Genomic DNA, 14,589 nt, shown 5'->3' with positions numbered 1-14,589 from the left:
GCTGTCGATCGACTTCGATGGCGCTTTGTTCCTGAAATTCCGGAATTATGGCCCGCACCTTACCGCAACCCGTCGCGATACCTGACCCGCTCGCACTGGATCTCACCGCCTTGGGGGCGCTCGTGCGCAACCGGCGCGCGCAGAACCAGATGCGGATCGACGATGCAGCCGACATGCTTGGCGTCTCCAAGGACGTCCTGTCACGCCTCGAAAACGGGCGCGCGGTGAGTCTCGACAAGTTGTTCAAGGTGTTGGACGGCTTTGGCCTGAATTTGCTCGTCGTGCCGAAACGCGACGTCCAGGTGGCGCGCAAGGCAGTGCGCGATCATGCGACGATACGTGCCGCTTCGCCTGGCACGTCCCGTTCGTCCGAGGGGGGGTGATGATCCATCGCCTGCGGATTTCGGCTGACGGCTCGCCGGTCGGACAACTGACCTATGATGCCCGCCGCGACGACTACGGTTTTTCCTACGATCCGGCGTGGCTCGCGCGGGCAGACGCGTTTGCGTTGTCGCCGTGCATTCCGCTCGATGGCGGCAAGCCGCCGGCGGGCGCGATCCAGCGCTTCGTGGGCAATCTGCTTCCCGAGGGCCGCGCACTCGACGTGGCCGCATCGATGTATCAGATATCGAAGGACAACGTCTTCGGTCTGATCCGGATGCTTGGCAAGGAGCCCGTTGGTGCGTTGAGCTTCATTCCGGACGACGATGAGGCCGGGCGGGCGTCCGATCCTCTCGAACCCGTGCGCCGACCGATCTCCGCGGAAGAACTGGCCGACCGTATTCACAAGCGCGATGCGATTCCGTTTCCCGTCTGGGACGATCGGGTGCGCCTGTCGATCGCCGGCCATCAGGACAAGCTGCAGGTGCTGGTCGAAGGCGAGCAGTTGGCCCTAGTGGACGGGGCGCTGAGCAGCTCGCATATTCTGAAGCCCGAGTCGCGCAGCGCGAACGCGCCGTTCATGGTCGCCAACGAGCATTTCTGCATGACGTTGGCGGCCCGCATGGGGTTGCCGGTCGCGCATGTCGAGATTCGACGCATCCCCGAGCCCATTCTGCTGATCGAGCGATTCGACCGGCTCGTGACGACCGATCCGGACGACCCGCAGCGCGCGAGCGCTGTGCAGCGGCTTCATGTCATTGATGGATGCCAGGCCCTCGACTTGCCGGCGACGCTCAAATACGAACGCAATCTCGGCAACAACGCGGACGTGCGCAATATTCGCGAAGGCGTGAGCTTCGAGAAGCTGTTTTCGCTGACATCGTCTCTGGAGACACCGGTCGCCGCGCGCACGGTCATGCTGCGCTGGGCGTTGCTGCAACTGCTGATCGGCAACAGCGACGCGCATGGCAAGAACATTTCGTTTTTTGTCAGCAGCAGCGGGCTCGAGCCGGCGCCGTTTTACGATCTGGTATGCGTGAACGTGTACGGCGACGCTTATGTGCAGGACATGGCGATGGCGTACGGAGATGTATTCCGCACCGAGGAACTGACCGCTTTCGCGCTCGCGGACTTCGCGCATCGCGTGCAGATCCGGCCGGCACTCGTTGCGCGTGAAATGACGCGGATGGCGACGCTGGCGGCGGAACTGGCCCCCGGGCTGGCGGAGTCGGGCGTCTATATGGGTGACGAGCGTGCGTGGGTGCGTCGTATCGCCGAGTACGTGCGAGTGCAGGCGGAACGCGTCATGCGTATTGCGCCCATGGTGCCCAAGGTCGACGTTACGCTACTCTGAGCGTGTGCTTCATCAACCATCGGCACGCCCCGTTTGCGCGCGCGTCGCAAAAACCGGCCTGACTAACGCTATCCGCCGTATTGCGTTCAGGTGCGTGAGAGCCGATGCTGCATCGGCACCGATCGCTGGCGCGCGCGTTGCGTGCAGGAATGACGGGTGACACGGGGCGGGCGGCAGTTCAGTTCGGCTGCGTCAATTGGGCTTCCCACTTCTTCAGGATGCGCACGCGTGCCTGACTGAAACCCACCCAACAATTCAGCCAGGCGTCACTCGGAATCGTCTGCTGCAGATTGGCGGTCTTCACGTAGTCACAAGTATCGCCGGCAAAGTCGGCCCAACTCGTTTGCGATTTCGCCAGCTGGGCGGCAGCGTCGGGGTTGCGTTGGCGGAGCTTGCGAGCAAGCGACCGGTACGCGCTGTCGACTTGCTTCTGCTGCTGATCGAGCACGCAGCGCCTCACGGCTTCCATCGTCGGCCCCGCCTGTTCGCAGTCGACGACAGCGAAAGCCGATACAGGGCTGGCCGACAGCGCGACGATGGCGAGCAGCCGGGCCGCGCGGCGTCGGGCCGGAGCAGTGTGAACGCGGGTGCCCATTGCTTACTTCGCGTTGCGGTTCGCGGCGGGCGCAGGGCCGGACGGATCGCTGACGGGCACCATGTGCGCCTTCCCGTCGTTCACGGTATTGGGGCTTTTCGCGTCGTCATCGGGTTCGAGCACGAACCGGAACGAATCGACCCGCTGCATGACCTTCGCCGCATATGCACTGGATCCGCCGCTGTAGCTCTTCAGCCCGGCCAGCACGTTGCCGCCGGCCGCTTTCACGTAGCCCGACAGGATCCGCGAGCCGACCTCGACGTTCGCATTCGGCTCGGTGAGATCCTTCACGTCGCGCAGCATGCCGCGGTGCGCGGACGGCACGACCTGCATCAATCCGGTCGCGCCATGCTGGCCGCGCGCTTTTTCCTGGAAGCGCGATTCGATCGAAATAATCGCGTAAACGAGTGCCGGCGGCAGCGAATATTTCGTCGCAGTCACGCTCACGATATCCGCGAGCTTCGCGGCCTTTTCTCTTGCGACGCCGAATTTCTTCGTCAGGTAGGTGGTGATGCGGCGGTTTGCTTCGTTAGGCTGATCGTTGGCGTTCGCGAGCGGCGCGGAGGCGACGGTCGGCGCCGATGCCAGCGCGTCGGGCGCGGACGCAGGCACTGCGGGCGCCTGCTGCGCCGCGGCCTGTTGCGCAATGCCGAGCGAGAGCACGATCAGCCAGAAAAACCGTCGTCGCATGGTGGAGTGCGGGGAAATGGGAGGCGCATAGTATATCGGCCAATTGCCACCGATGTTCGAGCGCCGGTTCGAATGAAAGCACGCTGTAGGCTTGTGTCGATTCGGGTGGGCCGGCAAGCCGATCGTTGCGCGGACACGCATCGCAGTCCGCACGAACGCTAGTTGATGATCTCGCCGATGCCGGTTTCGATGCGGCTTCTGAGCTGCTGAATGAACTCCGGATCGTAGGGTTCCCAGCTATCGAGTTCGCCAACGATCTTCAACGGCGATGTGCTTCGATACGATCGCGTCGGATTGCCGGGGAATTTCTTGTCCGTGACGTTCGGGTCGTTTTCGAATTCGCCGGTAGGCTCGACGATGTAGACCCGCGGCCGGCCTTCGCCTTTGGCCATTTCCGCCGCCAGGCCGGCGCCTTTCGGCAGCGCCGTGAAATAAACGTGATTCATCACGACGTCATCGCGATAATTCGATCTGAAGCCTGCCGTCAGCAAGTCGCCGATCCGCAAATCCGCCTTCGTGCCATGAAAAAACGGGCCGGTGTCTAATACAGTCATGGCTTCTCCTTCGAAACATTCCGCAACGGTTTCTAGGCGCGCCGCGCGCTCGCCATCCGCGCAATCGCGCCGATCGCATCGCTGACGAGCACCGCGAGCAAGCCGACGATCACGCCGCCTTGCAGCACGAACGCGGTGTTGGACGTCTGCAGGCCCGCGATGATCACGTCGCCGAGCCCGCGCGCGGCGACCGTCGAGCCGATCGTCGCGGTGCCGAGATTGATCACGACCGCGAGCCGGATGCCGTTGACGATCACCGGGAACGCGAGCGGCAGCTCGACGGACACCAGTTGCTGCCACCCGCTCATCCCCATTCCGCGCGCGGCGTCGACGACGTCGCGCGGCACGTCCTCGAGCCCCGCGATCGTGCTTTCGAAAACCGGCAGGAGTCCGTACAGCACGAGCGCGATCAGCACGGGTTTCAAGCCGAAGCCGACGGCCGGCACGGCCAGCGCGAGCACGGCGACCGGCGGGAAGGTCTGGCCGATGTCGACGACGCTGCGCGCGACCGGCAGGAAATCCGCGCCGAACGGCCGCGTGACCGCGATGCCGGCCGCGACCGCGACGATCGTGCCGATCAGGCTCGACAGCGCGACCGTGCCGAGATGCGCGAGCGTGAGATCGAGCAGGCTCGCGCGATCGTAGATCACCGGCGCGCCGTTGTCCGCGAACGGCTCGAACAGACCCTGCAGCCACCCGGGGCGCAACAGCAGCACGAGCAGCAGCGCGAGCGCGGCCGCACGGGCGACGTACGCGGGGAGCGAAGACCGCTTGGGCCGCACGCTGCTGCGCGTCGTCATGCGGGCTTCCTCGCGTGCGAGCGGATCGCGTCGAGCGTGATGCGGCGAGGGCCGTGTGCGTGACGGTTGCCGTCGGCCGTATCGTCGACGGGCAGCGCATCGACACCGCGCCACAACAATTCGGATACCGCATCGCGCAGCGTGCGCGTCGCCGCGATCGGTTCGCCGTCGGCGTGGCCGGCTTCGGCCACCGTGTCGATCGGCGTCAGCGCGAGCAGGCGCAGCGGCCGATCGACGCCCGCGACGAGCTGTTCGACGACACCTGCCGCCGGCTTGCCGAGAATCTCGGCCGGCGTCGCGACCTGCAGCAGCCGGCCGCCGTCCATCACCGCGATCGTGTCGCCGAGCTTCAGCGCTTCCTCGATATCGTGCGTGACGATCACGACCGTGATGCCGAGGCGGCGCTGCAGCGCGAACAGGTCGTCCTGCGCCTTGTTGCGGATGATCGGGTCGAGCGCGCCGAACGGTTCGTCCATCAGCAGCATCGCGGGCTCGGCGGCGAGTGCGCGCGCCACGCCGACGCGTTGCTGCTGGCCGCCCGACAGTTCATGCGGCAGCTTGCCTGCGAACTCGGCCGGCGCGAGATGGAACAGATCGAGCAGTTCGTTCACGCGCGCGTCGATGCGCTCGGCCGGCCAGCCGAGCAGGCGCGGCACGGTCGCGATGTTGCGCGCGACGCTCCAGTGCGGAAACAGCCCGTGCCCCTGGATCGCGTAGCCGATGCCGCGCCGCAACTGTTCGGGCGCGACGCTTGCCGTATCGACGCCGTCGATGCGGATCGTGCCGCTGGTCGGCGCGATCAGCCGGTTGATCATGCGCAGGAGCGTCGACTTGCCGCTGCCCGATGCGCCGACGAGCGCGGTGATCGTGCCGCGCTGCACCGTCAGCGATACGTCGTCGACGGCGACCACGTCGCCGAAGCGTTTGCCGACCCGCTCTATCTCGATCATCCTGCACGTCCCTTCGCGAGCGACGTCGCGGCTTCGAACACGACGGCGGCCGGCAGTGCGAGCGCGATCGTCGGGATCGCGCCGAGCAGCACGAGATCGGCGGCCGATTGCCCGATCCCCTGGAAGATGAAGGTGCCGAATCCGCCGCCGCCGATCAGCGCGGCCACCGCGGTCAGGCCGATGTTCTGCACGAGCACGATCCGCACGCCGCTGAGGATCACCGGCAGCGCGAGCACGAGATCGACGCGCAGCAGCCGCTGCGCACGCGTCATGCCCATCGCGCGCGCGGCTTCGGTCACGTGCGGCGGCACCTGTTCGAGCCCGACCACGACGCTCGATGCGATCGGCAGCAGCGAGTAGAGGAACAGCGCGAATACGGCCGGCGCGACGCCGATGCCGCGGATGCCGAGCGCGGCCGCGAGCGGCACGTGCGCGGCGAGCAGGCCGAGCGGCGCCATCATCAGCCCGTACATCGCGATGCTGGGGATCGTCTGGACGATATTGAGCACGGGCATCGCGACGGTGCGCACCGTCGCGATGCGCGCGCAGGCGATGCCGAGCGGCACGCCCGCGACGAGCGCGGCGGCGACCGAGCCGCCGGCGAGCGACACGTGACGGATCGCTTCGCGCCAGAAATCGTCGCTGCGCACCGCGTATTCGCGCATCACCGAGAGGCCGTCCCACCAGCCGCTCGCGAGCGGCACCGAAACCGCCGCGATCGCGACGGCGAGCGCGGCGAGCCGCCGCCACGGGCCGAACGCGAGGCGCGCGAGCGCGTCGGCGATGAGCACGGCCCACGCGAACAGCAGCAGCCAGACGCCGGCGTCGGGCGACACGCGGGCCAGCATGTCGTCGGGCGCGACGACGTGTGCCGCGGCCGCGCCGATCGCGTACGCGAGCGTCGCGAGCCCCGCGCAGCCGGCCGCGAGCCGCCACGCGGGACGGCTCGCCGTCATCACCCACAGCGCGCCGACGGTCCACAGCGCGGCGAGCGCGGCGCCCTGCATGGCGGGCAGCGCGGCGAACACTGACAGCCCGGTGCCGGCCGCGATCCGGTTCGGCCGCAGCACCGCGAACGACAGGCCGAACACCGCGACGAGCGTGAGTACACCGATCAGGACACCGACCTTGTCGAGCGTGATGCGCCGCGCGGACGCCGCCGCGCGGCCCGTCATTTCACGAAACCCTTCGCTTTCAGATAGCTTTTCGCGACGCCGGCGGCCGGCTCGCCGTTGAGCTGGATGCGGGCGTTCAGCGATTGCAGCGTCTTCAGGTCGAGGCTCGCGAACACGGGCTTCAGCAAGTCGGCGATCTGCGGATGCGCTTTCAGCGCGGCTTCTCGGATCACCGGCGCCGGCGCGTAGACGGGCTGCACGTGCTTGTCGTCGTCGAGCACCGCGAGGCCGCTCGACGCGATGCCGCCGTCGGTGCCGTAGACCATCGCGGCGTTCACGCCGTCGGTCTGGTTCGCGGCGGCCTTGATCGTCGCGGCCGTGTCGCCGCCGGACAGCACGACGAGCTGCTCGGGCTTCAGCTTGAAGCCGTACGCCTTCTCGAACGACGGCAGCGCCGACGCGCTGTTCACGAATTCGGCCGAAGCCGCGAGCTTGACCTTGCCGCCGCCGGCCACCCACTTGCCGAAGTCGGAGAAGGTCTTCAGGTGCTGCGACTGCGCGACGGGCGCGAGCAGCGCGACGCCCCACGTGTTGTTCGCGGGCGCCGGTGCGAGCCACACGAGATGGTTCGCCGCGTAGTCGAGCTTCCTGGCGGTGTCGTAGCCTTGGCTCGCGTTCTTCCATACCGGGTCGTCGGCCTTGTTGAAGAAGAACGCGGCGTTGCCCGTGTATTCGGGGTAGATGTCGATCTCGCCGCTCGTGAGCGCCTTGCGCACGATCGGCGTCGTGCCGAGCGCGATCTTTTCGGTGACGGGAACGCCGTGGGCCTTCAGCACCTGTGAAATGAGGTTGCCGAGCAGGTTGCCTTCGGTGTCGATCTTCGACGACACCACGACGGGCGTGTCGGCATGCGCGCCGGGCGCGACGATCGCGGCGGCGAACGCGAGGCCCAGGATCCGGGCGGGCAGGGCGAGCTTCATCGGGGCCAATCTCCAGGACGGGGGCGTACGCCGAAAGTTACTTGACTGAGCCGGCTTTGGCAAACCGCGTGCGGCCGCGTGTCCACAGACGGCGTGGGGATAACCCGCATCCATCGTGCGGGCTTGTTACACTGAAATTCACTCCCGCCTGCGGACATTTGCTGACATGAAGCCCGAGCTGCTGGTCCTCATCGCGCTGCGCGGCGACGCGCATCGCGAGATCGCCGCGTCGTTCGACGTGCGTTACGCGCCGACTCCCGATGCGCGCGAACGCGCGATCGCCGAGCACGGCAGCACGATCCGAGCGGTGCTGACCAACGGCAGCACGGGGTTGAGCGCCGCCGAGATCGACCGGCTGCCGCGCGTGACGTTCGTCAGCGCGCTCGGCGCGGGCTACGAGCACATCGACGTCGTGCATGCGAAGGCGCGCGGCATCACGGTGGTGACGGGCGCCGGCACCAACGACGATTGCGTCGCCGATCACGCGTTCGCGCTGCTGCTGGCGGCGGTGCGCAACGTCGTGCAGCTCGATGCGAAAACCCGCGCGGGCGTGTGGCGCGACGGGCTGTCGATGCCGCCGAACGTGTCGGGCAAGAAGCTCGGCATCGTCGGGCTCGGCAAGATCGGCGAGAAGTGCGCGCGTCGCGCGGCCGGCTTCGATATCGAGATCGGTTATCACAACCGCTCGGAGAAGCCGGTGCCGTACCGCTATTTCGACCGGGTCGACGCACTCGCGCAGTGGGCCGATTTCCTGATCGTCGCGACGCCGGGCGGTGCAGGCACGCGGCATCTGATCGATCGCGCGGTGCTCGACGCGCTCGGCCCGGGCGGTTTCCTCGTGAACGTGTCGCGCGGCAGCGTTGTCGATACCGCTGCTTTGGCGGACGCGTTGCGTGAACGGCGCATCGCGGGCGCGGGGCTCGACGTGTACGAAGGCGAACCGGCGCCGCCGCGTGCGCTGACCGATCTCGACAGCGTCGTGCTCACGCCGCACATGGGCGGCTGGTCGCCCGAGGCGCTCGATCGTTCGGTGCGGCAGTTTCTCGACAACGCGGCGCGGCATTTCGCGGGGCAGCCGGTATTGACGCCGGTGTAGGCGGCGATCGGTGTTGCCGGTGCGAAACGCGGTCGCGCCGGTCGCGAGACGGCGTGGTTCGGACCGCTTGCACGCCTTGCAGGCCCTCGTGAACCGAACCCGGCACCGTCATCGATCGAATCAGCTTGCGGGGCGGCCGCCCGCGAGATCCGCGGCCGCCACTTCATCGGTGGACGGTAGCGGTCGAATGGTCACCTCGCCCGAAATGAACCGTTTTCCTTTGAAATCCCTGCCGTGGTAACGCGTGCTGATCGCGTGAAATTCGGCATTGCCGGACGCCAGATGCTCCAGTTCGGTCACGTAGGCGCGCACATCCGCGTCGTCTCCGAGCGGGCCGGCGAGGACGCGGTCGCGCGCGGCGATCAGCTTGCGTTCGTTCTCGGCAACCAGCGTGGCCAGCTTGTTCAGCGCGTCCTGGAGCGTCAGGCCGTCGCGGTACATCAGCAGCCAGACGGAATTGACCGAATCGGCGATATGAATCTCTTTCCGGAATGAATACGGGTCGTTGACCAGCGTGATCGAATCGATGGCGGCCGTTCTCATTTCCGCCAGCGACCGGTCGGCAGCCAGGTGGTCGGTCATGTCCACGTCGATCGCGTATTCCGTCATGATGGCTGCCCATTCCCCGTAATTGTCGATGCGCCGCATCTCCAGATAGGCGTCGAACGTGAGCTCGTCCATCTTCAAGGCCAACGGATCCGTCTGCCTGACGATCAAGGTACGCAGCGATTCCTCCAGCCGTTGCCAGACGCGGGGCTTCGACGCCAACTGTGCCTTGACGGGCAGCAGCCCCTCGTACAGCAACTGCGCGATCGGGGCGCTGTCCGGCGGGCGCACGCCGGCGATCGCGTCGAAGTAATGCTGCCGCAACGTCGCACGCCTGTGCGCCTGGTCCAGCATGTCGGGGTTGGTGATGGTGTCGTCGATCAGCGTGGTGATGCTCATCATCCGTTCGAGATCGTAGATCCGGTCGTCTCGCGTGTGCGGGTAGCACAGGCCGCCGAATGACGGCATGCTTTGCGCCAGATAATGTTCGACCGCCTTCTGGCTACCGTAGTACGCGAGGATGTACGGGCTGTCGGTGAGCGCGATTCGGCGTTCCGCCTCGTCGTGGCGCGGATGCCACATGGGCTTCAATTGCAGATGGAAGTCCGGGTGGAAGATTTTTTCCCCCGGTTTCGGCAGGCCGGGGAGATCGCGAACGAAGTTGGGAATCTCTTTCATGGCGGATTCTCGGGCTCGAGGTCGGGGGCCGGAAACGGCGGCCTTCAGCGATCGCGCCTGAGCACGAAGCTGTAGATGGAAACCTGGCGCTTCACGATGGCGACGGCCAGGCTCTCGCACATCACGCGGAGTTCTTCCAGCGCGCCGACCGCACCGCGCGGAAAATGACGCTCGATGTTCTCCTGCACGCTCAGCAGCCAGCGCGTCGCGTCCATCCGGTCCGGCAGGATTCTCATGTCGTGGACCACAAACCCGCTCTGCTCGAACACCTGGCGCAGGTACGCGGGCGTCTTGCGATACTTGCATGCCAGCCTGTCGACGAGATCGGGCGTATCTGACCGGTAGTCCTGCAGGTCGACGTTATACAGGTTGTCCGAAACGATGACCGTTCCGTTCGCGGACAGCCGTTGCCGCAATTTGGCCATCACGATTTCGAAAAGGTCGTAGGGGAAGTGGGAAATCACCCCGCGCATGATCGCAAGGTCGTAGGGCTGGCCGAAATCCGGCAGCAAATCGATATCGAGCGCATTGCACCGGAACAGGTTGATGCGGTCCGACAAGGCTCGCGCGGCATTGACTTCGGCGCAGTATTCGAGCTGGCGTTCGCTGATGTTGATGCCGTCCAGGCGATGACAGTCGGGAAACCGCTCGGACAGATCCCGCAGCACCGTTCCCCAGCCGCACCCGATATCGAGTATCCGGTCGACGGGCTGGCGGCCGGGCCTATCCAGGCCGGCGAGCTCGAGTTGCCGCTCGAAATACCGGAGGCCGGATTCGTCGAGGCCGATCGGCTCCGGCGATCGGGCCGGGTCATAGATACCGAACTGGAACCAGAGGCGATCGCCGATCACGCTGCTCCAGCTTTCCGGGTCGTCCTGGTAAGCCAGTGCGACCCGCGACTCGTAATCGTTTCGTTCCCGGCCCCGTATCGAAGCGAACGGCTTGACGGTCCGGCCATTCAATGGCGATCCCGATCCGACGGCGGTGTCCGTGCCGATATTGCTCATAGCCATTCTCCGAGGTGGGGGTACGACGTCATGCACGGGATAGCCGGACTTCCGTGTCCGGCGAGCGCGGTTGCTGCCGAATCACGGTTGCATGATCGAAGCGGGCGACATCCCCTTTCCTCGACCAGGACAGAAAATCAGCGGCACCCGATTCAAAAAAGACGAGCGATTACCGTGGGCCGCGACTCGGCGGCCGCCGGTCGGGCTGGAAACGGCATACAGGCGAAGGGAATCCCCGGGGGCAACCGGTTACGAATTTCCGGATTATTGAATTCCCAATCTAGTCGATCGGGTTTCGATGTCAAGCGACAGAATGCTGTTTCATTTCCCGATTTAAACAATCGCTTGATTCACGAAATGCGGAATGATCATTCCGACGGGGCGGCCTTTTTAAAGAAACAGAAAATCGAGCCGGACGATGGGAAACGATCCGGGATGCGGAGGTACCGGCATCCCGGATCGTGTCGAGGGGGTACCGCGGGCTGCCGCGGCTCAGGAAGCCGCGAGCGGCACCGTCACCGACGTGCCGGCCGGATCGAGCGTCAGCCCCGTGCCCGGCGTCGGCCGCAGCGTCGCCTCATAGTCGCTGGAGAGGACCACGAGCCCCAGCCGGTGGCCGGCTTCCAGCTTGTAGTCGCGCGGCATGAACGTCAGCTTCAGGTCGTACGGCATGCCGGGCAGCACGGGCTGCGACACCCACTCGGACAGCCGGTTGCGCGGGTCGGTCCATGCGCGTGTGACGATCGTCGCCGTGCCGTCCGGCGCGCGGTCGACCAGCAGCGCCGTCACGTTCGCCACGCCCGTGAAGGTCAGCCTGACGCGCGCGGTCGCCGTGCCGGACAGGCGTGCCGCGGCCGTCAGCGGGGCCGTCTCGAAGCGGCTGCGGTTTTCGCCGGTCGCCGTGTTCGCCAGCGTCAGCGCGGGAATGCGCGCATCGTCGGTGAAGCGCGCGAGCGGGCCGCCGGTCGGCTGCCGCAGCAGCGTGCCGGTGGTTGCGCCGTCGCCGCCGGCGAAGTACGTGACCGGCGTGGCGCGACGCGCGGCCCAGTCGGCTTCCTTCAGCAGCGAGCCGTCGGCCTGAGCGATCACCGCGCGCGGATCCTGCTCGACGCCGTTGTCGTAGCCGATCAGGTAGCGCGTGAACCAGCGGTTCACCTCGGCGGTCCACGCGTCGGCCATCCCCGGCACGCGGGTCGGATCGGTGTGCTTCAGTCGATGCAGCCACAGCTGGGTCGGCACGCCCTGGCGCCGCATCGCCAGATACCACGACGTCGACTGGTCTACGCGCACGTTGTCGTCGGTCAGCCCTTGCGCGACGAGCGCCGGCGCGACCGCGAACGCGGTCGGAATGTCGCGCGCGGCCCAGAACGGCGAATAGTCGCCGGTCTTGCGGTCTTCCTGCTGCAGCGCTTCGTCGATCAGGTGCGTGCAGCGCTCCGGATGCGCGTTCGTCAGCAGCGCCTTGATGTACACGTCGACATCCTCGCCCTGATAGCCTTCCGGCGCGCGCACGAGGCCGCCCGAGCGGTAGTAGCCGTACATGTTCGACAGCCCGGCGATCGGCACGATCGCGTCGAGCCCGCGCGTGCGCAGGCTCGCGACCATCTTCGGCAGCGTGCCGTCGTACGACACGCCGTACATGCCGACGTGGCCAGTCGACCAGTTCGCGACGACCGTCTTGCCGTTCGCGTCCTTCGCGGTCGCGTCGCGGCCGAGCCAGCGGATCACCGACGCCATCGCGACCGATTCGTCGCGCGTGAGGATCGTCGGGCAGCCGTCCGAGCCGGCGGTGCCAAGCGAATCCGCATAGACGATCGTGAAGCCGCGCGGCACGAAGTAGCTCTCGATCCACGAGCGGCCGGCGGCCGCCGCCTCGACTTGCTGCAGCATCCGGGTTTGCGGTGCGGCGGCCAGGATGCGCGTGGACGCCGATGCCGCGGCGCCGGCGGTCGCGGCCGGATGCGGGGTGCCGTCGAGTTCGACGTCGACGTCGTGGTTGGGGCTGTCGGCGAGCCCCGCGTAATACGGGCTCGCGAGCACGATGACCGGCGTGCGCGCGCCGGTCGCGGTCTCGGCCGGCCGCACGATGCGCACGTGGATGCGGTCGCGCGTGCCGTCGCCGTCGGAATCGACCGGCGTGTCGACCCACGCGTTCTCCTCGATCGTGCCGCCCGACAGCGACGGCTGCACCTGGCCGTTGCTGATCACCGGCTTGTAGCGTCCGCCGCTCGCCGGATTCGCGTACGGGACGCCGGACGGTGAAAAGCGCGACGCGAGCGATTGCGTATTGGACTGATCGGCCGCGGCGGCGGCCCCCTCCTGTTGGCCCTGTGCGAGCGCTGACACGCCCGCCACGCTACCGCCGTCGTCACCGCCGCACGCGGCGAGCGTCGCGGCCGCCACGAGCGCGGGCAGCCACGCGCGCCGGAATCCGGTTCGATGAATGTTCATTGCAGCGACCTCGTCTCTTGTGATTGTGTGGAACCGGTCGGCTCGCGATACGCCCCCTGCGGCCTGGCCGGGTACTGCATCGGATGAAGCGGAACTGCACCATCAAAAACGGCGGGCGAGACGGAAGGGGATCTCGCCCGATGCCGGCGTGCGTCAGGCGGCGCGCATCCGGCCGGCGTCGAGGCGAGCGCATCGCCCCGAGCGGAATGCGTCAGTGCGGCGGTTCGATACGAAAGCAGGAGTGCGAATCAAACAGAAGCATGCCCGAGCTCCCTTCAGGTTTCGGATGAAACGGAACGGCACGATGCGAAGAGGCGGAAATGTTGCGAACGGCGGTGCTGCAACGGCAGGAAAGCGCGACGCGAGCCGGCACGCTGTTGGCCGGGATTGCTTTCCGGAAGCTTGCGCAAAAGTTATCTCAGTGAAATGCGCGTGTCAAACTTTTTTAGCTTAAGTCAAACAAAGTTTCTGTATGCGTGTGGCCGGCGACCTCAACTTCCATGGAATCCGTCCGTAAACAGCAAAAAACAGGCTGAAAACGAGAGAGAGGGCAATGACGATTCCAGTCACGGCGGCGGGCGACCTGTCGCTCGCGCAAATGGCGCAGGCGGTGCTCGACGGGCGCCAGGCATCGGACACGACCGCGTCCGGCGCGTCGCCAGACGAGCCGATCGGCGTTCGGGCAGTCGATCCGCAGGCGATGCAGGCGGCGCTGGCGAAACAGTTGTCGATGGTGGGCGACCTGACGATGAAGCTGCGCGGCGTCGCCGACGCGCTCGCGACGAGCCTGCAGGACATCGTCGCGAAGCGCCCCGATCTGGCCGACGCGCCATTCGACTTCGTGACCGACGACGGCCGGATCAAGGTCGTATCGAAGACGCTGACCGACAGCGATCGCGCGTGGGTCGAATCGACGCTGAACGCGAACGCCGGCCTCGTGCTCGCGACGCGCGATTTTCACGAGCAGGCGGTCGATATCGCCGCGCAAGGCGTGGCCGTGCGCGGCGACACGTTCGCGGACAGCGAGCGCGCGGCGGCCAGTCAGGGCGCCGATGCGCGCTTTCATTTCATGAGCCTGCTCAACCGGTCGGTCGCGGACAATCCGCCGCCCGTGCCGCCGGGCGGGCACTTCACCACGCAGGACGGCACGACGCTGCGGATCGAGCCGTCGGCCGGCACCGCGCGCGGCACGCTCGCGCTGCTGAATACCGCGCGCCAGTTGTCGTCGGGCGCGGCGATCTTCGTCGACTCATCCGGCAAGAAGTCCTACGGGATGCGCGCGGAACTCGTCAACGTCGGCTTCGACGTGCTCGCCGCCTACGCGCCGGACGGCGGCAACAGCGTCGGTTTCCACGAGATCGCGTAACGCCGCGCCAATCGAGCCGCTCGCGG

General features: G+C 66.7%; 14 protein-coding genes. 4 read left to right on the top strand and 10 right to left on the bottom strand.

The window, feature by feature from the left end:
• The first annotated feature begins 47 nt into the window (after positions 1–47).
• Both LGN10_RS01080 and LGN10_RS01075 read left to right on the top strand, forming a co-directional pair.
• Positions 48–383: a helix-turn-helix domain-containing protein gene (locus LGN10_RS01080; RefSeq protein ID WP_059575384.1), complete on the top strand. Its 336-nt coding sequence runs from the start codon at positions 48–50 to the stop codon at positions 381–383.
• A complete protein-coding gene (locus LGN10_RS01075; RefSeq protein WP_226221274.1) occupies positions 383–1,735 on the top strand; it encodes a HipA domain-containing protein in 1,353 nt (450 codons plus the stop codon). Before LGN10_RS01080 ends, LGN10_RS01075 begins: the two co-directional genes overlap by 1 nt.
• A gap of 178 nt (positions 1,736–1,913) precedes the next feature.
• Here LGN10_RS01075 and LGN10_RS01070 read toward each other — a convergent pair whose 3' ends face one another.
• From LGN10_RS01070 to LGN10_RS01040, 7 genes are all read right to left on the bottom strand, one after another.
• Positions 1,914–2,330 (bottom strand): lysozyme inhibitor LprI family protein, encoded by a 417-nt coding sequence (locus LGN10_RS01070; protein ID WP_104012529.1) that lies wholly within the window; start codon positions 2,328–2,330, stop codon positions 1,914–1,916.
• 3 nt (positions 2,331–2,333) lie between these two features.
• On the bottom strand, positions 2,334–3,020 hold the full coding sequence (locus LGN10_RS01065) for a lytic transglycosylase domain-containing protein (protein ID WP_099317802.1): 687 nt from the start codon (positions 3,018–3,020) through the stop codon (positions 2,334–2,336).
• Between the two features lie 158 nt (positions 3,021–3,178).
• Positions 3,179–3,574, bottom strand: a complete 396-nt coding sequence (gene arr / locus LGN10_RS01060; protein WP_226221272.1) for an NAD(+)--rifampin ADP-ribosyltransferase — start codon at positions 3,572–3,574, stop codon at positions 3,179–3,181.
• 32 nt (positions 3,575–3,606) lie between these two features.
• Positions 3,607–4,374, bottom strand: coding sequence for an ABC transporter permease (locus tag LGN10_RS01055; protein WP_226221266.1), 768 nt, complete (start codon positions 4,372–4,374; stop codon positions 3,607–3,609).
• Complete coding sequence (locus LGN10_RS01050; protein ID WP_060314103.1) at positions 4,371–5,324, bottom strand: ABC transporter ATP-binding protein; 954 nt, start codon at positions 5,322–5,324, stop codon at positions 4,371–4,373. The genes LGN10_RS01055 and LGN10_RS01050 overlap by 4 nt, the downstream gene beginning before the upstream one ends.
• Complete coding sequence (locus tag LGN10_RS01045) at positions 5,321–6,499, bottom strand: ABC transporter permease (RefSeq protein WP_226221264.1); 1,179 nt, start codon at positions 6,497–6,499, stop codon at positions 5,321–5,323. Before LGN10_RS01045 ends, LGN10_RS01050 begins: the two co-directional genes overlap by 4 nt.
• On the bottom strand, positions 6,496–7,419 hold the full coding sequence (locus tag LGN10_RS01040) for an ABC transporter substrate-binding protein (RefSeq protein WP_059575367.1): 924 nt from the start codon (positions 7,417–7,419) through the stop codon (positions 6,496–6,498). The genes LGN10_RS01045 and LGN10_RS01040 overlap by 4 nt, the downstream gene beginning before the upstream one ends.
• Before the next feature lie 166 nt (positions 7,420–7,585).
• On the opposite strand from LGN10_RS01040, the gene LGN10_RS01035 reads away from it, so the two are divergent.
• Entirely contained in the window at positions 7,586–8,515 is a 930-nt protein-coding gene (locus tag LGN10_RS01035) for a 2-hydroxyacid dehydrogenase (protein WP_059643829.1), read from the top strand.
• Between the two features lie 120 nt (positions 8,516–8,635).
• On the opposite strand, the gene LGN10_RS01030 is transcribed toward LGN10_RS01035, so the two are convergent.
• The 3 genes from LGN10_RS01030 to LGN10_RS01020 all read right to left on the bottom strand — a co-directional run bounded on the left by LGN10_RS01030 (position 8,636) and on the right by LGN10_RS01020 (position 13,197).
• A complete protein-coding gene (locus tag LGN10_RS01030) occupies positions 8,636–9,739 on the bottom strand; it encodes a terpene synthase family protein (protein WP_226221262.1) in 1,104 nt (367 codons plus the stop codon).
• Between the two features lie 44 nt (positions 9,740–9,783).
• Positions 9,784–10,746, bottom strand: coding sequence for an SAM-dependent methyltransferase (locus LGN10_RS01025; RefSeq protein ID WP_226221260.1), 963 nt, complete (start codon positions 10,744–10,746; stop codon positions 9,784–9,786).
• Between the two features lie 492 nt (positions 10,747–11,238).
• Complete coding sequence (locus tag LGN10_RS01020) at positions 11,239–13,197, bottom strand: Xaa-Pro dipeptidyl-peptidase (protein ID WP_226221258.1); 1,959 nt, start codon at positions 13,195–13,197, stop codon at positions 11,239–11,241.
• A 553-nt stretch (positions 13,198–13,750) separates the two neighbouring features.
• Between LGN10_RS01020 and LGN10_RS01015 the strand changes: the two genes are divergently transcribed.
• The gene (locus tag LGN10_RS01015; RefSeq protein WP_226221256.1) at positions 13,751–14,563 is read left to right on the top strand and encodes a hypothetical protein; all 813 of its coding nucleotides are present in this window, start codon (positions 13,751–13,753) and stop codon (positions 14,561–14,563) included.
• Positions 14,564–14,589: the final 26 nt, after the last annotated feature.

The sequence above is a fragment of the Burkholderia sp. AU32262 genome (genome assembly GCF_020419985.1).
GTDB lineage: Bacteria > Pseudomonadota > Gammaproteobacteria > Burkholderiales > Burkholderiaceae > Burkholderia > Burkholderia semiarida.
Note: the sequence above shows the minus strand (reverse complement) of the source record. Positions and strands in the feature narration are given on the sequence as shown.